General features: G+C 38.8%; 16 protein-coding genes and 1 pseudogene. 4 read left to right on the forward strand and 13 right to left on the reverse strand.

Going from position 1 to position 19,043, the window contains the following annotated elements; translation table 11 throughout:
• Window positions 1-7: 7 nt before the first annotated feature.
• Window positions 8-1,459 (reverse strand): glycoside hydrolase family 28 protein, encoded by a 1,452-nt coding sequence (locus ACE01N_RS13045; protein ID WP_380589621.1) that lies wholly within the window; start codon window positions 1,457-1,459, stop codon window positions 8-10.
• A 547-nt stretch (window positions 1,460-2,006) separates the two neighbouring features.
• Here ACE01N_RS13045 and ACE01N_RS13050 point away from each other — a divergent pair.
• From ACE01N_RS13050 to ACE01N_RS13065, 4 genes are read left to right on the forward strand one after another with little or no spacing between them, the layout of a single operon-like run.
• On the forward strand, window positions 2,007-4,328 hold the full coding sequence (locus ACE01N_RS13050) for an SPOR domain-containing protein (RefSeq protein ID WP_380589624.1): 2,322 nt from the start codon (window positions 2,007-2,009) through the stop codon (window positions 4,326-4,328).
• A 10-nt stretch (window positions 4,329-4,338) separates the two neighbouring features.
• Window positions 4,339-5,391, forward strand: a complete 1,053-nt coding sequence (locus ACE01N_RS13055; protein WP_380589627.1) for an HlyD family secretion protein — start codon at window positions 4,339-4,341, stop codon at window positions 5,389-5,391.
• Window positions 5,392-5,394: 3 nt separating this feature from the next.
• On the forward strand, window positions 5,395-6,798 hold the full coding sequence (locus tag ACE01N_RS13060; protein WP_380589630.1) for a TackOD1 domain-containing metal-binding protein: 1,404 nt from the start codon (window positions 5,395-5,397) through the stop codon (window positions 6,796-6,798).
• A 3-nt stretch (window positions 6,799-6,801) separates the two neighbouring features.
• Entirely contained in the window at window positions 6,802-8,109 is a 1,308-nt protein-coding gene (locus ACE01N_RS13065; protein ID WP_375727273.1) for a glycosyltransferase family 2 protein, read from the forward strand.
• Between the two features lie 103 nt (window positions 8,110-8,212).
• On the opposite strand, the gene ACE01N_RS13070 is transcribed toward ACE01N_RS13065, so the two are convergent.
• From ACE01N_RS13070 to ACE01N_RS13125, 12 genes and pseudogenes are all read right to left on the reverse strand, one after another.
• Entirely contained in the window at window positions 8,213-9,070 is an 858-nt protein-coding gene (locus tag ACE01N_RS13070; protein WP_380589634.1) for a hypothetical protein, read from the reverse strand.
• Window positions 9,071-9,244: 174 nt separating this feature from the next.
• Window positions 9,245-9,564 (reverse strand): annotated as a pseudogene (locus ACE01N_RS13075) (O-methyltransferase).
• Window positions 9,554-10,438 (reverse strand): helix-turn-helix domain-containing protein, encoded by an 885-nt coding sequence (locus ACE01N_RS13080; protein ID WP_380589637.1) that lies wholly within the window; start codon window positions 10,436-10,438, stop codon window positions 9,554-9,556. Before ACE01N_RS13080 ends, ACE01N_RS13075 begins: the two are co-directional and overlap by 11 nt.
• 10 nt (window positions 10,439-10,448) lie before the next feature.
• Window positions 10,449-10,871: a DUF1348 family protein gene (locus ACE01N_RS13085; RefSeq protein WP_380589640.1), complete on the reverse strand. Its 423-nt coding sequence runs from the start codon at window positions 10,869-10,871 to the stop codon at window positions 10,449-10,451.
• Window positions 10,872-10,937: 66 nt separating this feature from the next.
• On the reverse strand, window positions 10,938-11,483 hold the full coding sequence (locus ACE01N_RS13090; protein ID WP_380589643.1) for a carboxymuconolactone decarboxylase family protein: 546 nt from the start codon (window positions 11,481-11,483) through the stop codon (window positions 10,938-10,940).
• 192 nt (window positions 11,484-11,675) lie between these two features.
• Window positions 11,676-13,301, reverse strand: a complete 1,626-nt coding sequence (locus ACE01N_RS13095; RefSeq protein ID WP_380589646.1) for a T9SS type A sorting domain-containing protein — start codon at window positions 13,299-13,301, stop codon at window positions 11,676-11,678.
• 158 nt (window positions 13,302-13,459) lie between these two features.
• Window positions 13,460-13,759 carry a helix-turn-helix domain-containing protein gene (locus tag ACE01N_RS13100; protein ID WP_380589648.1) on the reverse strand — a complete coding sequence of 100 codons (300 nt, stop codon included), beginning with the start codon at window positions 13,757-13,759 and terminating at the stop codon, window positions 13,460-13,462.
• Window positions 13,756-14,100, reverse strand: a complete 345-nt coding sequence (locus ACE01N_RS13105) for a type II toxin-antitoxin system RelE/ParE family toxin (RefSeq protein WP_380589652.1) — start codon at window positions 14,098-14,100, stop codon at window positions 13,756-13,758. The genes ACE01N_RS13100 and ACE01N_RS13105 overlap by 4 nt, the downstream gene beginning before the upstream one ends.
• 258 nt (window positions 14,101-14,358) lie before the next feature.
• Window positions 14,359-15,000: an O-methyltransferase gene (locus ACE01N_RS13110; protein WP_380589655.1), complete on the reverse strand. Its 642-nt coding sequence runs from the start codon at window positions 14,998-15,000 to the stop codon at window positions 14,359-14,361.
• 50 nt (window positions 15,001-15,050) lie between these two features.
• Complete coding sequence (gene floA / locus ACE01N_RS13115) at window positions 15,051-16,082, reverse strand: flotillin-like protein FloA (RefSeq protein WP_380589658.1); 1,032 nt, start codon at window positions 16,080-16,082, stop codon at window positions 15,051-15,053.
• A 4-nt stretch (window positions 16,083-16,086) separates the two neighbouring features.
• A complete protein-coding gene (locus ACE01N_RS13120) occupies window positions 16,087-16,557 on the reverse strand; it encodes an NfeD family protein (protein WP_380589661.1) in 471 nt (156 codons plus the stop codon).
• Between the two features lies 1 nt (window position 16,558).
• The gene (locus ACE01N_RS13125; protein ID WP_380589664.1) at window positions 16,559-18,994 is read right to left on the reverse strand and encodes an SPOR domain-containing protein; all 2,436 of its coding nucleotides are present in this window, start codon (window positions 18,992-18,994) and stop codon (window positions 16,559-16,561) included.
• Window positions 18,995-19,043: the final 49 nt, after the last annotated feature.

A 19,043-nucleotide genomic window follows, 5' to 3' on the forward strand; every position in this document is an offset into this window, starting at 1 on the left:
TTATTTTTTAATTAACACGTTCAATTTTCAATCCTTTTGTAGAAATGTGTTTGCTGTTTTTTATCGTCAGTTCCGGGTTTCCGGCTGTTTTAAGTGTTACATTATCAAATTTAATACCATCTGCCCAGTTTATGATTCCTGTTTTTGTTGATGAAAGCTTTATGTCGCTGAAAGTGAAATTTTCGATGATGGATTTGTCAATGCCCTGTATGTTAAAAGCTGAACCTCTGATGCTGTCTGCGTTAATGTTACTGATACTTACATTTCTGATATGGGGAATTCCTATTTCTTCCGGAACTTCCTGTAGCATGACTTTCCAGTGCGCAGGAATGCTATCCATTTCTTTTTCCAGTTTAGCATAGCTGTAGGCAGGGTTCCAGTTTACCGTAACACCACAAAAATCGCGCACCCCAGTGGCTTTTACATTGGTCATAATAATATCTTCAATGCCACCGCCACGTGTTTTTGCTGATTTCAGGTAAATGACATTATGAGAACCGATGGCTTTCATATTTTCCACAAATACATGCCTTATCCAACCAGACGTTTCACTTCCGATCACCAGTGCGCCACCGCCACGTCTTGCGATACAATCGTGAAAATAAACATATTCTGATGGTCTGTTTACACGAATGCCATCCGCATCACGACCGGCTTTTACGCAGTAATTGTCATCGTTGCAATCTGTATCGCAATTCATAACTTCAATCTTGGACGATGAGTCAATGTCTACACCATCGGTGCTGGGACCAAATCCGTCAATATTATTGCGAATGATGACTCCATCCACGGTTGCATATTCAGTGAAAAACAGGTGGACTGTCCAGAAACCGGATTGTTTAATGGTAATGTCTTTAATGGTAACATCTTTACAATTTGAGACTTCTATGGTCCGCACGCGTTTGCAGTCGTAATCGGATGCCCAGCGTAATCCTTTTGGCGTGTATTCATGGCGCAGGTTCCAGTAGCGTTCCCAGTGTATCATACCCTGGGCATGTAACACGCCTTTTCCGGTTATGGCAACATTGTGTTGGTCCAATATATTGATTACACCACATGGCCATTTCATTATGATACCGGCAACACGTGTGGTAATTTCAGGATAGTATTCCAGTCCGATTAAAGCGCGAAGTTCAACGCCTTCACCAATATTCAGATTCACATTATTCTTTACAAATAAAGCACCGGTATGGTATACGCCCGGATCAAAAACAACGGTGCCGCCTCCCTGGGCAGAACAGGTGTCAATTGCTTTCTGAATGGCTTCGGTTGAAGCTATAAACTGGTTTTTAAACGCGCCGTAATCGTTAACTTTTACAACAAGGGACTTATCCGGAAACGTCCGGGCGCCTACATCATTTGTCCAGTCTGGTCTCTTTATTTCACTGGAAAATGAAACCGTAGTGAAAAAAATAAGAAGAAAAAACGTGAAAAGGTTTCTTAATGCGTTGTTTGTCATAGTGTTTTTGGAAAATAAATTAATTGCGTTCATCTTGATTTTGGGATGTTAGCCAGCCTGATTTAATGTTCGTTTGAAATTTACCTCAAAATGGTTCGAATATACAAAAAAAATACATATTATTCCAGTGACAAAAAGTGTAAATTGACAGGGTGTTGTCTACGGATTAACAAGAAGGTAATTGGACTATTGTTTTGTTTTTAAGGTTTGTATGTTAATTTAAAATATGCGATGCTTTTATTCCATTTTTGTAAAAAATGACTTTTTGTGCTTTGTAAAAAATTTAAAAAAATTGTTTAAACCAAAAAGTTTGAAAGCAGATACTAATTGTTGTTTCAATGAAAATCATTTGGAATTCTGATGGATTTAGTGTTGTTAATATTAAATTAATAATATTTAAATAATTGATAATAAATTAAATAATATATAGTTTTTGTATCATGGCCTGAGTTCTAGTGTTTTAAAATTAATTTAATGTTAAAAAATATTCGATTTTGTAATGTTATTTTAAAAAAGATTTCTATCTTTATCACTCAAAAGTTGACCAATGGTTAAATTTTTCAAAGCATACCTGTTAATACTGATACTGACTTGTCCGGGCTTTGTGCTAAGCGCTCAGGATAAGTTTGAATCTGTTCTTGAACAGTCTATAACCAGGGTTAATCAATTGCTGGATTCCTCCAACGTTTTTTTATTAACAAATTCCGTTAAGCCAGAAAATAATGATATTCCGGGCTTTTTGTTTTTGTCAGGTGATGAAATAGCAGAAAGCAACAGTGATCTGGCAGAACAATATTATGCATTAAAGCAGAAATATTTAAAATCTGATTTAGGAATCCGGTTCACCGGAAACTATAATAATAACCTTAAGGGAGGTTTTGCTGCTGAAGAAGATATTTATTACAATCAGCGTACTTATTTTGGTTTGGAATGGAATATAATGGAAACCGGATCAATAGGAAACCGGAAGAAGCTGGCCTCTCTGGAAAATCAAAAGCAGATTGACCTGATTGAGCTTAGGGAAAAGAACATAAAGCAGGAATATTTCTTTACGCGCCAGTATATTACAGCGTCGTTTGTGAATGCTCAGAATCCTTATCTGCAGCAGCGTCTTGAAGTGCTTTGGGGTCTTTTTGATATTTACCAGGAATTATTTTATCTGAAACGTGTAGAATGGGAACGTTTATTAAAGATAAAAGGTGAAATAAAAAAGGTGGAGCTTTTGTTAAAGCGTAATCAGCAGATTATTGAAAATGCCGGATTTGATAAGAAAGAATTGCTGAATGTTGAAGGTTTGTCTGTTTTTGGGATCAATACAGATAATATACTGAACGGTATTCCCATGGAGGAATATGACAGTCTGAAATATGCCCTGAAAATTAATAATCTTGATAATACCTATGATGATTACATGGATAACGTAAGTGTAAGACCATATGTGCGTTACAATATGTATGATTTTTTAAGTACAACGGCCCGGCAATATCCGTCTGCCGGGGTAACCTTAAATCTTCCGGTTTCAAAGTCAACCGGTAAAAAGGAGCTTGTGAAAGTTGAGAGGCAGATGCTGACAGATGAATACAATCAGGAAAAAGATCAGGTGTATACCGATGTTCTGAATCTGACCCGTTTATACGAAGAAAAAATCCAGGATTTTGTTTATCTGGTATATCAGAGAGATTTACTGAAAGAACGGATCAGCAGGGAATTAAAAAAACGTGAGATCAACCTGCTGGGGTTTAACGGAATAAAAGCACTCGGTTATTTTGATGAATTTCTGGATTATGAAGCGGGAATTCTTGATAAAAAGAAAGATATATACCTGAGATTGCTGGATGTAAGCTATGCCACAAAAGGAGAGGATCCGGCAAAATATCTCGATAAACTGGGCTATGACCTGTCGTATAAAAATTATCCCGGAACGCGTTCGGTTTATTTGTGGTCAACCTTGTTTAACGTGATGAATAATGACCATCTTATTACCTTTATGCGTGATCGCGAGATTGATCACGTACTAATTTCACTAAGCCGACTGAATGATGATGAAAAACTAAAGGATTTTATCCGTAAGGCAGATCGTTATGGCATCCAGTCTATCGGCCTGATCGGGAATAATGATCTTGTAAATAAAAACCCGGAAGAGGTAACAGCTTATCTTGCGCCTTTTAAAGCGTATGGACTGAAAGCTATTCATCTGGATGTGGAACCGCATAGTTTTGATGATTTTAAAACGCATGAGGAAAGCTACCTGGCTAAACTGATCTTTGTTTACAAAACAACAGCACAATGGTGCCATACCAACGGAATGGGATTGTCTGTTTCATTACCGTTTTATTATCCTGAAAATATTATTGAAGAGGCCTTTGATATTTGTGATCAGGTTTACATTATGAATTATAATGCGAAGAATGAAAACCAGTTGATAGAGCGTTTAAACGGATTTACAAAAGATAAATACAGGAATAAACTGGTTGTTTCCATTCGTCCTTCGGATTTTACAACCTTGCAGGATCTGGATTATACCTTGCTGCACATCATCAAAAACACGGGCATTCAGAACTACTGTTTCAGCGATTTGAGAGGACTGAACCGGATGACATCTGATCTTTCGGACGAATCGGGCAGTGACCCGCATTATCAGCCGTACAGGGTTGAGTCTGGTGCGTTTAGAAATCAGGCGGATGCTAAGGTGCTTTCAGATAAATTTAAAAAGCTTAATTTTGATGGTCAGGTAACCTGGAAAAGGAATGGAACATATTGTGTTGTTTTGGGCTATTTTAATAACTTTGACGCAGCACAGAAAACATTGAATAACTTTTCGGAACGATGGCCGGATCTCCCAAAACCATGGATTTATATGGTTTATTAATCAGTCAGGCATGAAGAAATTTTCATATAACAACAGAGGAAGCAGTTTGCGCAGCATCGCTGAGATAGAGATGAAAAAGCGCAAAAACTGGGACCGTATTGTTTATCTTGTTATACTTTGGGCCATACTGGGCAGCCTTATTTTTTATGTGGGTAAAAAAACATTGCTGGTATTCAGTTCTGGAGAACTGGTCACAGAAGGATTCAACGTTAAATTTATGGAGGATGTTAAGGTATCGCGTTTTTATGTGAACCAGGACGATTTTGTAAATGTGGGTGATACCCTGTTTTATTTTACGCCCAGTGAGGATTATGATACGTTGCAGGACGAGCAGGATAACTTTCTGGCTGATGACTGGTATAACCGTGAGATTATAAATACCGAAAAGTCCATCGGACTGAAAAATACACAGATTCAGGAAAAGCAAAAGCAATACAGCAGCGCAAGAGCCGATCTGCGTAAACTGGAAAAAGAAGTTTATCTCGATATTTCGAATCAGAGTGAGGTAGATAAGAAGAAAATTGTTGTAGACGGTATTTCCAGTGAAATATCGGGTCTGAAGAAAGAAGTTGAATACCTCGAAAATTATAAAAAGCAACTGGAGCAACGCATGGTCGAAAAGGGCGAGTTATTGCACCAGCGGAACCTGATGTCTCGTAACCTGTATTATACATCTCCGGTGGCTGGAAAGGTAAATCTGATCCACAAGCGCCCGGGAGAAATAAATTATAAAGGGGAAATCGTAATGGAGGTTATTGATCCGAAAAATGTTACGATTGCGGCTTATGTCAAACAGTCTGATATTGGTGACTTTAAAATAGGGTCGAAGGTACGGATAGAATTTCCCGGAGGAGAAATGTCAGCAGGCAAGGTTTCTTTTATAAGTTATACAGCCCAGGAAATGCCGCTGTATTTACAAAATCCGACCGATCCGAATAATATGCGGTTAAAGATAATTGTTGAGCCCTGGGACGAGGAGCACCGGAAGGAATGGCCGTTGCATTACAGTAATCTCGGAGTTAAGGTGTTTAAAACCAAACGGTTTCTTGATTTTTTGTTTTAAGCTATGGGATCAAACGAACAAAATGCCATTTTATCAAATTCTGAAGGAAGACTGATATTGCTGGTTACCGATGCAGCCTCATTTAACCTTGCAGATATTGAGGATAACGCAGTTGATGCAGTGGCCATCGATTTGCATGTTGAGTTCACGTATGAAACAGGGAAAGTCATAGAGCAGATCCGTACGAGCAATGCAAAGAAAACCTATCTTTCTCCGGTTTTCCTGTTTAATGATCCCGATGAAATACCCGAACGCTACCTTGAGCTGACCGACGGAATCGTGCGTTCTCCCAACGATCCCAAACTGGGCGTTATTTCAGAACGTATCAATAACAGCATTGATGAACTTCCGAATATTTCATTGCCGCCATATTCCACACGCATCATAACCAAGGCTTTCCGGTTTCTGTATACCCGAAAAAGGGAATTGCGACCCATTATTGATATTGGTAACGTATATGGTTATGTATATCCGTTCATCGATATTCATATTTCGAATGATCAGTCCGCGCAGGAAATTCTGCCGTTGCTGACAGATTCGGTTTCCGAGGGATATTTATCCAGCACGTTTATGGATAGGGTTCATCTGTGCCCGGATTGTTTTTCGGTATATCACAACATTCGTGAATTGTGCCCCAGTTGTACCTCGGCTCAGCTAAAGGCCGAAAACATCATGCACCATTTTGTGTGTGCCTATGTGGGACCCGAGAGCGATTTTATGGTAGAAGGATCACTGGTTTGTCCGAAATGTAAAAAGGTATGCCGTCATATTGGTGTGGATTACGATAAACCATCGGTTGCATACGAATGTCAGGATTGCAAACAGTTTTTCCAGGAGCCGGTTATGGAAGCGTTCTGCATGAACTGCAAATCGCATAATAAGCTGGAGGATCTGATGCCTTACGATATCCACTCTTTTAAACTTACTTCATTGGGTAAGGAGATCGCAAAATCAGGCATCAGCAGCCCCACACTGAAAGACGAGACATTCTTCCCCGGATTTATTCCGTACAATATATTTACAACATATCTGCAATTCGAAATTGACAGGACAAAACGGTACAGTTCGTGTACTATTGTTGGTTCAATCAACCTGAGGTTTACACAGGAAGATGTGTTGAGTAAACAACAGCTGAATAAACTGCAGTATGAAATATCAGAGATTATTTTAAAATCTTCGCCGCCATCATCCATATTTTCGTTTAAGAATAATACATTTATGTTCATTGTTCCGGATGAGTTCCAGTTTAAGATTGAAAAACAGTTATCTGAAAATGTGGATTCCCTGTCAAAAGTTATTGACAGTAACGATACTTACAAGGGCAGGATATTAACTGGTTTTAAAATTCACGAGATAGAAGAAGATGATACGGTAGATGTTATCGTGAATGAGATGTTATCATCGTAGCCTATGACAACACTTTGGGACAACTTTTTTGAATACTGGTATAATATGGGCTTTGAAAAGATAGTCCGGTTATTCTGGTATTTTTTCTTTCTGGAAGTCCCGAGATATATCTTTTTTGAAATTGTTGTTCTGTTGATTTTTGTGTTGGGCAAGAAACGCCGGAACCGGAAATTTGATATGGCCAAAAACAAGTTGTGGCTCGATAATCCTTTGGTTTCCATTATTGTTCCGGGTAAAAATGAAGGCAAGCACATTTATAAGCTTGTACTGAGCTTAAAGGAACAAACCTGGCAGAACTATGAGTTGATTATAATCGATGACGGATCCAGCGATGATACGCCTACCATTTGCCGGAATCTTGAGAAGCAGAAAATGATTGACCGTTTTCTGCGGAACGAAAATCGCGGCGGAAAAGCCAGTGCTGCTAATTTCGGTTTGCGGTATACCAAAGGGAAGTATATCGTTCATCTGGACGCTGACTGTAGCATGGACCGCGATGCCATTGAGCAGGTGCTGTTGCCGTTTTATATTGACCCCAAGGTTAAAGCCGTGGGGGGGAACGTAAAGGTTCGCAATCATAACGAAAACGTGCTGACCACCCTGGAAGCCATTGAATATTTGTTTACCATATCCATGGGACGGATTGTAACCTCGTTCCTGGGTATCTATAAAATTGTTTCCGGTGCATTTGGTGCCTTCGATCGTGAGGTAATCTCATCTCTTGGCGGTTGGGATATCGGACCGGGTCTGGATGGTGACATTACCGTGAAAGTGCGGAAAAGAGGGTATAAAATTGCGTTTGCCGACCGTGCGGTTTGTCTGACCAGCGTTCCCAATACGCCATGGAAGCTTACGAAGCAACGATTGCGTTGGTCCAAATCACTGGTGCGGTTCAGGCTGAGAAAACACTTTGATGTGTTACTGCCGCAGGGCAATTTTAATTTTCTCAACTTCTTTGCCAGCTTCGAAAATATCTTCTTCAACCTGGTTATGGACTTTCTGTGGTTTTACTATATCATCGGACTGATCATAACCAATATTGAATTTTTTTGGCAGATCTTTTTTTTCAAACTGTTCCTGTACATTATAAAAAACTTTATTCAGTTTGCTGTGGCCATGGGCTTTTCGGAACGTAAAAGTGAGGAGTGGAAATACTGGATCTATGTGCCCTTAATGTTTTTCTATGTGGGTGTGTTTATGCGCATTGTCCGAACCTTTGCTTACGTACTGGAGATGTTCTGGTATTCGTCCTACAAAGATCCGTGGAACCCGGCCAAATCGTCCCGACAGGCAAGGGATATGGGGATTTGATCCGCTGGCAGTATTTTATGTATGATGCTGTGCAATACTAAATTATAAGTCAGGTTTTAGTGGATATAAATTGAATTGGCAAATAGTTGGTTCTACTTTAGATTCATTGATCTATTGTAGTTATTTTGAAACTGTTGACGAAACTTTTTCGAATTATATTTTGAGGCATTTGATAATATTGTTTCTCTGTATATTTCATTTTTGTATTTTTATTGGCGAGCGTAATGCCCGGTGATGTTTCAGTTATAAGAGCCATGCATATTTGATTGGGTTTGTCAAGTACTATAACAGACAATTCAGAAGCAATTAATGGATCATAAGCGTTGATTAGAATTGCTGTAGTATCGTTTGGATCATCAAAAAATTCAAAGTACTCGGAAAGAGAATCAAAAACTTTAACTGAATTACCAATCCGGAATGTTAAAATGGCATTTTTTGTCTTATTCTCAGAGGTGAAATCCAATTGTAGATAATATCCCTCTCTTTCTTCATAGTTTATAATAAAAAAGACCAGGGTTGTATCATCCTCGTATTCACGATTGAAGTTTGAAAATTTATCTTTATAAAATTCCTTTCCGTTTGAGTAATCATTAATGGGATATTCAAACAGATGGTTAACAGATTGAACATTCACTAAAATATTCTCAGATACGCCATTACTTATGGCTGTGATAGTAGTTTTGCCAACATGCTCACCAATGACATTATCACCACTGATTGACGCAATAAACTGATTATCAATGTCATAATAAATTTCGTAGTCTGATTGTGCACCGGTGAAGACAGAATCATTATAACTGACTGAAATCTCAGAATTTGATATGCGTAATCCAACCGGTTCATCGGGTTCAGAATCACATGATATAAATGCCAGAAGTGAACCGAACAATAATAGCGGGAGATAATTTTTTAAAAGTCTCTGTGTTATAATCGTAAAAGGGCGCAGAAAAAAGCTGTTCATAGTTTGGGTTATTTAATTTTTTAAATTCCATCATAATTTTTGAAGGAAGCAATACTTATCAGATAAATTTTAACCAGGTTAATTTAGTAGTAAAAGTAAATAAATAATTGATTAAAAGCAAGAAGTGTAAGTGGAGAGAAGCAAAATAGGGTTATGGATGTTACAGTTTTCGTATCAACGTAAAGCCATCCTGTACGGGAGTATCACTTTTTCAACGAGCTTGTCGGTAGCTATCAGGTTATTAAATTCAAGTATGCCTTTGGTTTGGGAGTCTCCGGGTTCTGCAGGTTCAACTACTTTGCCGATCCATGACTCGTTATCGGCAATAATATAGCCACCGGTTTTATGCGGTTAAACACCAGGTTGCAATACTCAGTGTAATACCGTTTGTTTCCGTCAATAAAGGCCAGGTCCCATGTTCCGGGCAATTCAGAAATAACTTTAAGGGCATCGCCAGGAATCAGGTTGATTTTTTTATGGACTCTACCCGGCATTCCCTTTATCAAAGCCAACTGTCTCTCTGTAAAGTTGTGGCGCTACATCCGTATTTTTTTTGAAAAATCTGCTAAAATAATACTCATCGTTATAGCCTAATTCATAAGCAATTTCCTTCACCGTTTTATTCGTTAAGTATAATTCTCTTTTAGCTTCTATAATTATGCGTTCTGCAATTAAATCGGTCAGGGTTTTATTGAAATGAGTCCTGGTTAGTCTTGTCAGCGCTTTGGGGGTAATTGCCAGAATATCGGCATAGTCACGAGCCGTATGTTTTGTTTTATAATGTAACTCAATAGCGTTTTTCAGGTTTTGTAAAATAAATGGTTTATCCTTTTCTAATGCTACTTCACTGGCTTTTGTGTGCTGTTCTGTTTTAAGTCTTGATGCAGTAATCAAAAATATCTTCAGGTACGAAACTAACAATTCATATTGCGCCAGAGCCGGGTTTTGCATCTCAGTTTTAAGTTGTTCAATTACTGTTTCGAAATGTACAGATGTTTTTTCATCAATGTGTACTAAGGGAGGATTGTAAATGTTATTGAACAATACACCATTGCACGCCACTTCCTTATGATGCTTATGAATACAAAAGAAATCAGGATGAAAATTGATTACCCATCCGCTTATTTCTCCATCCGGATTAAGCATAAAAGGTTGATAAGGTGAAAATGAAAATAATACATTTCCCTTGAAATTATATTCTGAGAAATCTGCTTTTGCTGTTCCGTTACCGGTTTTTAACCAAATCATTGAATAATAATTCATTCTTTGAATATGGTTAAACGGGTTATTCTTTTCAAAATAGAATAACCTAAAAGCCAGGTTTCCTGTTTGGGGATTTATAAGGGTGAAATTATTTTCCTGAATCATAAGCCTGTTGTTACATTAACTTTCTATCTTTTTCCTCAATTATCATATCGTTTATACTTGCAAAACGCTTTTGCATCAATCCATTTTCGTCGAACTCCCAAAGCTCAATTCCGTATGCTCTGAACCATTGGTCGTTTTTACCTTTATATTCATATTCAAATTTCACGGCAATCCTGTTTTCTCTAAAACCCCAAAGTTCCTTTTTAAGTTTATAATTTCTTTCATTTTTCCATTTCTCTGTTAAGTACTGAATAATTTCTTCACGTCCATTAATGAATTGAGTTCTGTTTCTCCATTCAGAATCGATGGTATAAGCTTTAGATACTTTTAAAGGATCTTTGCTATTCCAGGCATCCTCTGCTTTTTGTACTTTTTCAACGGCAGTTTCCATTGTAAACGGTGGAAGTGGATATCGTTTATCTTCGTTATTCATTTTGGTTAAGTTTTACAGAGAAAGAGAAATAGTACCTTAAATATTTCTCCTTCTTCTGTTTGTAATTTATAATGAAGGTGCAATGGGAAAATCTACCGGTATTTTAGTAAGATTGTGTAAGTAGTTCATTGCGGTTTTGTCGCTAATTTGAAGAATCAGATCAACTAAGTTCTCTTTGGTATAACCCTGAGCGAAAAAGTCTTCCACATTATCAGTGCTCGCATTACCTCTGTTTTCGGTTAGGTCTGCAGCCAATTTCACTAAGGCGTTTAGCTTGATATTTTCACTTTTACCTTTGCGTATATCAGAAAGTTGATCCTTATCAAATCCGTTCATTTCTCCCAGCACAATATGTGCACTCTGACAATAAATACAACCATTTACCTGACTTACAATCAGATTAACGGCTTCTTTTTCTTTATTCGATAATGACGTTTTAGCATTTTGGAAATCCAAATACCGTTTTAACCCATGGTCAGAATATGCTATTGTTGCATAAAGATTAGGGACAAACCCTAAAGCCTTATTTAAGCCATCAAAAATCTCCTGGTTTGTTGTAGAAACCTGCTCTTTTGTAGGGACATTAAATTCTGTTTTAACTAAGTTTTCCATCTTAATCTTTTTTAAATATTGCTTGTCAATATTGACACTACAAAGATTGGGACTATTAAAGCTTTCTAAAATGGACAAACGTCGTCGATGGATAGACAATTTTCACAGAAAGGGCAATATGGCACATTGTATATCTAAATATATACGCTTTGAGAAATTGTATTTATTTCATCATTATTGTTTCTTTCAGTTTCACTTTTTTAATACATACTGAACGGTACATTTCGTGCTACATAATGCTTTGATAATGTACAGGCCCGGCGGTAGGTTTTTTACGTTAATTGAATTCTCTGTGCCTGCTAATTCCTGTTGAAGAACAATATGCCCTGTGTAATTAAACAGTTGAATCAATGCCCCTTCTGAAAATTCATTCAGGAGGGTGATGTTTAGTTGTGCGGTTACCGGGTTAGGATAAGCGATGATACCGGTATTGGAAACGCCGGAATTATAAATTTCATGTTTTGATGAGGTATGCCCCAGGTCCGGCTTAAATTTATCGCTGGCCTGCGATCCTACCATGGAGTATAGGCGTGAAACATCAATTAAAGTGTCTACAGCTATTTCGTCTTCCAGCGAATCAAGCCATTTCTGCCTTGCTTCTGCACCATCGGGCACGGTAAGCGAATGACTTGTTTGTTCATAGTCAGGATAGCCACCAACCTCATCCTGTGAGTCAATCACTGCGCCGCCGCCATTTGCAACAGTCCGTACGATTCGGGCGTTATGCACATCCCTGTTACCGGGGCGTGATCCAACCGTCCTTAGATTTTCGTAGAGGCTTTCGTGTGCAGGTATTGCTACAAAACCAGATGGCCATAGTTGTGGGGTATCAAAAAGGATATGTTCGTTCGGATCGTAAACCTGTAAATTGTTTCCTGCCTGATCCAGAATAATATTATCGTTAATATAAGCATTGCTCTTTGAAGGAATATTCGATGCGCTGTTATAACCATCAAGATAAATCTCTCCGATGCTTTCAGGTCCTTGAAGAGCCACATTACCAACAAACGTGATATCTGCAAAATAGGTACACACCACATAATTAAACCAATGCGGTTCCGGCTCGTCCCAGCCGGTTGACCAATTGTAGTTCACCTGGTTGGCGATGAATATCTCGCCCCTGTCACAGCGTGGATTTCTCATGGCGTTGTGAGCATAAAGACATCCAATCAGGGAAAGATTGGTAGGGTGGTTATTTATGAGGCTGCCTTTGGAATGTTCCTCATCTGCATGGCCGGCATATTGCAAGGCCTCTGCAATAATACATTTGTAAAGGGTAACATTATCTACCCCATGTATTGAGAGAACTTCATCTATTGACCATGTTGCTGTTACATGATCGAATACAACATTATTACCCCTGATATTGGCAGCATCCTTTTGTCCGGTAGTATTATCTCCAAGCATAATTGTAATATGTGAGACTACCGTATTATTACCGTCTGCAGATACATTAGCACGAATAAGTGTTATTCCGGGATAAGGAGCAGTTTGACCGGCAATCGTAAGATTGCTCCCCAAATCAATATCGTTATCATTTAAGTCAATAACCCCGCCAACCTCAAAAACCACCAGCCTGTTATCACCCGACACAGCATCTCTAAAGGATCCGGCGCCGCTGTTGTTCAGATTGGTTACTTTGTAAACTGTTCCTCCAAGCCCTCCCTGCGTATTGGTACCAAAACCACCACTTTCGTGCCAGTGCAGGGGAAGAGAGTCTTTTACATTCTGAGCAGTTACCAGGGATGTACATAGAAAAATCATACCGGATAAAAAAAGAACGGTACTTTTAAGATTGACTGTTAATTTTTTCTTCATTGTTGAAATTTAAGCGGGTCGTGCCTAACGCCAATGTTCCTGCAACATTATTTTGCGACGAAAGTGACAGATGGTGAACCTGGCAATACCTTATTTATTAATATTTCTATGCACTATGACCGCGCGCTAGGCGGCATAGTTTTTCAGTCAGGTTTAAATCAAAGAAAAGTAAGTCCGATCTTTCTGTTTAATCCTTTTTCAAAAATTCTAATTAAAGTAGAGAGCTGAATATTCCCTTTTGCGTTTTCAATTTTTGAGATGTAACTTTTCTTTGTGCCAGCTTTTTCAGCTAGTTGTTGTTGTGTTAATTTTGCTTCTTTCCTGGCTTCTTTGAGCATTTCACTTATAATGAACATTTGAGCTTTTTCCTCATATGCATTTCTGGTCTCTGTTCCAATTTTGCCATGTTCTCTCTCAATTAATTCATCGAAAGTTTTAATTCCTTTATAGTCAGTCATGCTCGTTTGTTCTTAATGTTAAAATATTCATCTTTCAATCTCATTGCCTTTTCAATCTCTTTCTTAGGTGTTTTTTGTGTTTTTTTCTGGAACCCATTAAAAAGAATTACCAGTTTGCCTTTGTCAAAACAGCAAAACACTCTGTAAATATTTGATTGAAACTCAATACGTATTTCAAAAAGTCCTTCATAACCAGTCATTGGAGCTAAGAACTTTTTCGGCACCATTTCAACTTGCTTTATTAGTTCAAATACATATTGAAATTTTTCTTTAACACTCTGATCAAGTGTTTTATAAAAGTCAATGAAGTATTCTTTGTAGAATATTATCGTTCTATTCACGATGTAAAGTTATCTTAAAAGATAACATTTTCAAAATTTTTAATCCAATTTTATGTAATATGGATAACTCTTTATTATGCAGCCCAACTTATATACGCCATATACATATATTCCTTTTACGATTTTAAAACAGATTTTTAAGGCAAGTAATGTTGATCAGATAAATCCTGATTAGGTTGTTCCCGTTTTAAAAGTAAGTAAATAATTGATTAAAAGCAAGAAACGTAAGTAAAGAGACGCAAGATATGGTTATGGATGTTACAGCTTTCGTATCACTGTAAACCCATCACGTACAGGAAATATCACTTTTTCAACGCGCTTGTCGGCAGCTATCAGGTTATTAAACTCAAGTATCCCTTTGGTTTGGGTATCTCTGGGGTCGGCAGGTTCAACTACTTTGCCGCTCCATAACACGTTATCGGCAATAATGTGGCCACCGGTTTTTATGCGGTCAAATATCAGATTATAATACTCAGGATAATACCGTTTGTTTCCATCAATAAAGGCCAGGTCCCATGTTCCGGGCAATTCAGGAACAACCTTAAGGGCATCACCTATGATCAGGTTTATTCTTGAACCGTATTCTGTCGCTGAAAAATGGTCCCGGATAAAGGTTTCCAGTTCATCATTTATTTCAATGGTATCAATAGTACCGTTTTCAGGAAGTGCTTCGGCCATGCACAAAGCAGAGTACCCCGTAAATGTACCTATTTCCAGTATGCGTTCAGGGTTAATCATGCGGCAGAGCATTTTCAGAAGGCGTCCCTGCAAATGTCCGCTTAGCATTTGCGGGTAAAGCATATTGGCAAAGGTGTCCCTGCTCAGTTTCTGAAGGTATTCCGGTTCTTCATCAATATGATCCAGAATATATTGTTCCAGTTTATCCGGTAGTTCTTTCATAAAAAGAAGCAGGGGCAATGAATGCCCCTGCTTTAAAATGTTATGTATGATTAATCCTTTTTCTTTCTGTTGCTGCTGTCCGGTTTCGAGATGGAATCGCGCATGTTGGTGTCAGCCTCAATATTTTTGAATTTATAGTAATCCATGATACCCATGTTTCCTGAGCGGAATGCTTCCGCCATCGCTTTTGGTACTTCGGCTTCCGCTTCAATAACTTTGGCGCGGGCTTCCTGTGCTTTGGCTTTCATTTCCTGTTCAAGGGCAACAGCCATGGCACGGCGTTCCTCTGCTTTGGCCTGCGCAATATTTTTATCGGCGTCAGCCTGGTCAATCTGCAGAACGGCACCAATGTTTTTACCAATATCAATATCGGCAATATCAATGGAAAGGATCTCAAATGCAGTCCCTGCATCCAGACCTTTGTCAAGCACAACTTTCGAAATGGAGTCCGGGTTTTCAAGTACTGCCTTGTGACTTTGAGAAGAACCAATGGATGATACAATACCTTCTCCAACACGTGCCAGAACGGTTTCTTCACCTGCACCACCAACCAGTTGCTTGATGTTTGCCCTAACGGTTACCCTGGCTTTGGCAATCAACTGTATACCGTCTTTGGCCACAGCAGTTACCGGTGGTGTGTCAATCACCTTTGGGTTAACCGACATCTGAACGGCTTCAAATACGTCACGACCTGCAAGGTCAATGGCTGTTGCCATCTGGAATGGAAGATCGATGTTTGCTTTGCTGGCCGATACCAATGCGTGAACAACCTGTTCCACGTGTCCGCCAGCAAGGTAGTGTGCCTCCAGATCATCACGTTTTATATCTCTCAGACCAGCTTTGTGAGCTTCAATCATAGCCCGCACAATAATTGGTGGCGGAACTTTTCTGATGCGCATAAGCACCATCTGGATGAGTGAGATTCTAACACCTGATACGTATGCAGAAAACCATAACAGTACAGGTACGTAGTATAAAATGATAATGAAAAGAACGACTACGGCAGCAATCAATCCAATAAATCCGAGGTTGCTTATATCCGTGGCAGGAGCCATCAATTCAAATAATCCGGGGTTGCTCATAATGTTATTTTTTTACGGGTTTTACAATGACATTCGTTTTAAAAACTTTTACAATCTCAACTTCGGTTTTCTGATCAATAAAACCGGATTGAGATTTTGCTTCCATAAAGGTATCATTTATTTTAATTTTTCCAATGGGAGCCAGTCTCGAAGTGGTAATGGCATGATCACCAACTTTTACTTCCAGTGCATTAATTTCAGGGACTTTACCTTCAATATTCGTATTCAGCATGGTTCGCTTCCAGGTTTTCCCGCGAAGCATAAAATAGAGCCCGCTGGCTGTTAGAACCAATGATGCCGCAAAGATATAATGACCAATAGGGGTACCGTATTCCGCATAACCGAAATAAACTCCGGCGGCAATGAATAAAAATCCGCCGACACCGGCAATGGTAATACCGGGGATGAGAAGAAATTCAACGGCGAACAGGAAAATTCCTGTTACGATGAGCAAAATAATAATAAGGAGGTTCATCTTATTTTGAATTAAGTTTCTGTATGTCTTCCCATGTACTTTTTTTCCCGTCAACGAACGGCACAACAAATGCTCCGGGGAAACCGGATGCTTCAATTGTTTTTGCTTCTGCTTCCGCCTCTTCCTTTGAGTTGTATTCACCCGAATAATAACGGATCAGTGCTCCGTCAATAGTTTCTGTAGTGACCTGAGGAATTTTAGAAAGTGCAGATGCGTTGGGCTTATTTTTAAAGATCCCAATCTGTACCTTATATGTTATCACATGCCCGGTTGAATTCTTTTCCGGAACTTTTTCCGCAATCATTTCAGGAGCCTGTTTTTCAGCCGCCTTTTTCGCTTTGTCGTAGGTGATTATTTCCCGTTCCAGCAGATCAATGGAACTTTCAAGATTACCTGTGGTTTGCTGAACTTCGTCAAAGTTCAGGTATTGATAGTCGGTAAAATTCTGAGTTTTCATCGATGCGTTGTAATAGCTGAATTCAGCATCCTGCTGCAACTTTTTCATGGTTTTCTGAGTTGCTGCATCAGGAGTCATCCGGGCAAGGAACAGGTTCTTGTTTTTTAGGATGTCATATTTCCCTGTCAGCGCTTTAAAATAGTAATCCGTGCTTTCCTGTCGCATCTGATCCGAAATCTTAGCCAGCTGTTCCCGGGTCATTGGTTCAGCAAATGCAGAATCGCGTTCTATCAACTTTTCTACAATAATGCGGTCGGCATTGGGATCTTTGTTCAGTTTCATCAGAATCTCCTGCCAGTCGAGTACCAGGTTATCAGCTGTGAGTTTATCTCTTTCAACATCTTTCAGCCGTTCAATTTCAGCAGGCGTAAATATCTCTTTATAGTTCTGCTTTAAATACGGATTATAAAACGAAGGAATAATATTTTTGGGGATATCAATTTCCAGTGGTTCAGGTTTCCATGGAGCCAGATAAGCCTCGTCTTCGTTTATCATTTTGGTATAGGCTTTCAGGGCGTCAATTTCCAGCTTTCGCGTGCGTTGTTCCAACGAGTCTACTTTCGACTGATAATTCTGCAGCATTTCTTCAGCATTGAGAATTTTACCTGTTAAAGAGCTTCTCTGTGCTTCATTGCCTTCTGACTCATATTTGATCCGGTAATTCGTAATGGCATCCGACAGTGAATCAGTTTTGTCTTTGAAGTTCAAATATGTTTTAAAAGTTGTCAGCGCATCCCTGTTCTTAAAGTCCGACATCTTTTTATAAACTGTAGTATCGTTAATAATAAAGGTAAATTCGCGTTGCCGTGGTCTTTGGATATCAATCATGCCAATATCCTCCATGTCTTCAGGAACAACCGCATCATATGTTGTATCTTCCGTATCTGACATGCCTGACAGTTCGCCCGTGTTTGACTTTACCTCGTGGATTAAAGCTGCGCTCCTTAGTTTGTCAATATCAGTTGTATTAAGGAATTTTTTTGTTGGATTGGGAACAAACTTATAAATGGTTACAAATCCTGCTTTATTATGTCGATCCGAAGCAAACCAGCCTGTGTTTTTAAACTCATCAATCACATACAGGTAGTCGTTACCATAAGAGTTAAACGGCATACCTATAGGTTGAGGTGGAAGAAAATCATTAATGGACGGGTTATAACGTGTCACAAAAATATCGTAACCCCCAAACGATTCCGGTCGGTCAGAGCAAAAATACATGGTTAGTCCGTCGCTCATCAGGAAGGGAAATATTTCGTTGTAAGTGGTATTGATGGCATCTATTGCCTTTGGTTCAGACCAGGCATCCAGAAGTTTATCTTTTCTGAAAAGATTTCTTTTTTCAGTGGCATTCACAAATTCATCGTAAAAACTTCTGTCTGCTTTTTCCGGAAGGTAGAGGAGATACAGAGAGTCTTTTGCCACAGAATCATTTGGCAGAATATTCGAAAAGCTTCCGGTTTCGTGGCTGATATCATAGTGTTTAAAAAAGAGCTCAAACGGAACAACAAGTGTATCTGTAACCTGAATGTCTTCTACACGTTGCAGCATTTCTTTCCCTTCTTCGCATTGGGCAATGCCTTTTTTAATTTCTTCCTGTCGCGGATCGCTATTCCGGATGTAAGCTTTGAACTGATTATAATACTCAATGGCTTTATCAAATTCGTATTGTTTGAAATAAATCTTTGCCAGATAAAAACCGGAGAGACGTATGCCTTTTTTTGCCGCAAATTCAAGATGCTTTTTAGCCACATCCAGATCACCGTTTATTTCATAAACCGACACACCATACCGATGATTATATATGGCGTTTGTTGGAAAACTTTTAAGGATTTCTTTATACAAGGAAGCAGCTTCCCGGTAATTTTCGGTGCGGTACATTTCTTCAGCTTCATCACTTAGTTTAGTTTGTGCCTTGAGCGAAGAAAAAAAACTGAGTGATACGATTATAATGAGTTGAAAAACGGCCTGTTTTAATTGCATTGTATCTTATTCTTTTACGATTCTCAAAGATAGCGGCTTTTTTTAAAAG

Source organism: Quyinboa ferrireducens (genome assembly GCF_042436675.1).
Taxonomy (GTDB): domain Bacteria; phylum Bacteroidota; class Bacteroidia; order Bacteroidales; family UBA5342; genus JBHJHP01.

Excerpts from the sequence above, each read along its gene's own strand:
- ACE01N_RS13055 (WP_380589627.1), top strand. The coding sequence starts at position 4,339 with ATGAAGAAATTTTCATATAACAACAGAGGAAGCAGTTTGCGCAGCATC.
- ACE01N_RS13065 (WP_375727273.1), top strand. The coding sequence starts at position 6,802 with ATGACAACACTTTGGGACAACTTTTTTGAATACTGGTATAATATGGGC.
- ACE01N_RS13125 (WP_380589664.1), bottom strand. The coding sequence starts at position 18,994 with ATGCAATTAAAACAGGCCGTTTTTCAACTCATTATAATCGTATCACTC.
- ACE01N_RS13085 (WP_380589640.1), bottom strand. The coding sequence starts at position 10,871 with ATGAATAACGAAGATAAACGATATCCACTTCCACCGTTTACAATGGAA.
- ACE01N_RS13060 (WP_380589630.1), top strand. The coding sequence starts at position 5,395 with ATGGGATCAAACGAACAAAATGCCATTTTATCAAATTCTGAAGGAAGA.
- ACE01N_RS13045 (WP_380589621.1), bottom strand. The coding sequence starts at position 1,459 with ATGACAAACAACGCATTAAGAAACCTTTTCACGTTTTTTCTTCTTATT.
- ACE01N_RS13070 (WP_380589634.1), bottom strand. The coding sequence starts at position 9,070 with ATGAACAGCTTTTTTCTGCGCCCTTTTACGATTATAACACAGAGACTT.
- ACE01N_RS13050 (WP_380589624.1), top strand. The coding sequence starts at position 2,007 with ATGGTTAAATTTTTCAAAGCATACCTGTTAATACTGATACTGACTTGT.
- ACE01N_RS13080 (WP_380589637.1), bottom strand. The coding sequence starts at position 10,438 with ATGATTCAGGAAAATAATTTCACCCTTATAAATCCCCAAACAGGAAAC.
- floA (WP_380589658.1), bottom strand. The coding sequence starts at position 16,082 with ATGAGCAACCCCGGATTATTTGAATTGATGGCTCCTGCCACGGATATA.
- ACE01N_RS13120 (WP_380589661.1), bottom strand. The coding sequence starts at position 16,557 with ATGAACCTCCTTATTATTATTTTGCTCATCGTAACAGGAATTTTCCTG.
- ACE01N_RS13100 (WP_380589648.1), bottom strand. The coding sequence starts at position 13,759 with ATGACTGACTATAAAGGAATTAAAACTTTCGATGAATTAATTGAGAGA.
- ACE01N_RS13110 (WP_380589655.1), bottom strand. The coding sequence starts at position 15,000 with ATGAAAGAACTACCGGATAAACTGGAACAATATATTCTGGATCATATT.
- ACE01N_RS13090 (WP_380589643.1), bottom strand. The coding sequence starts at position 11,483 with ATGGAAAACTTAGTTAAAACAGAATTTAATGTCCCTACAAAAGAGCAG.
- ACE01N_RS13095 (WP_380589646.1), bottom strand. The coding sequence starts at position 13,301 with ATGAAGAAAAAATTAACAGTCAATCTTAAAAGTACCGTTCTTTTTTTA.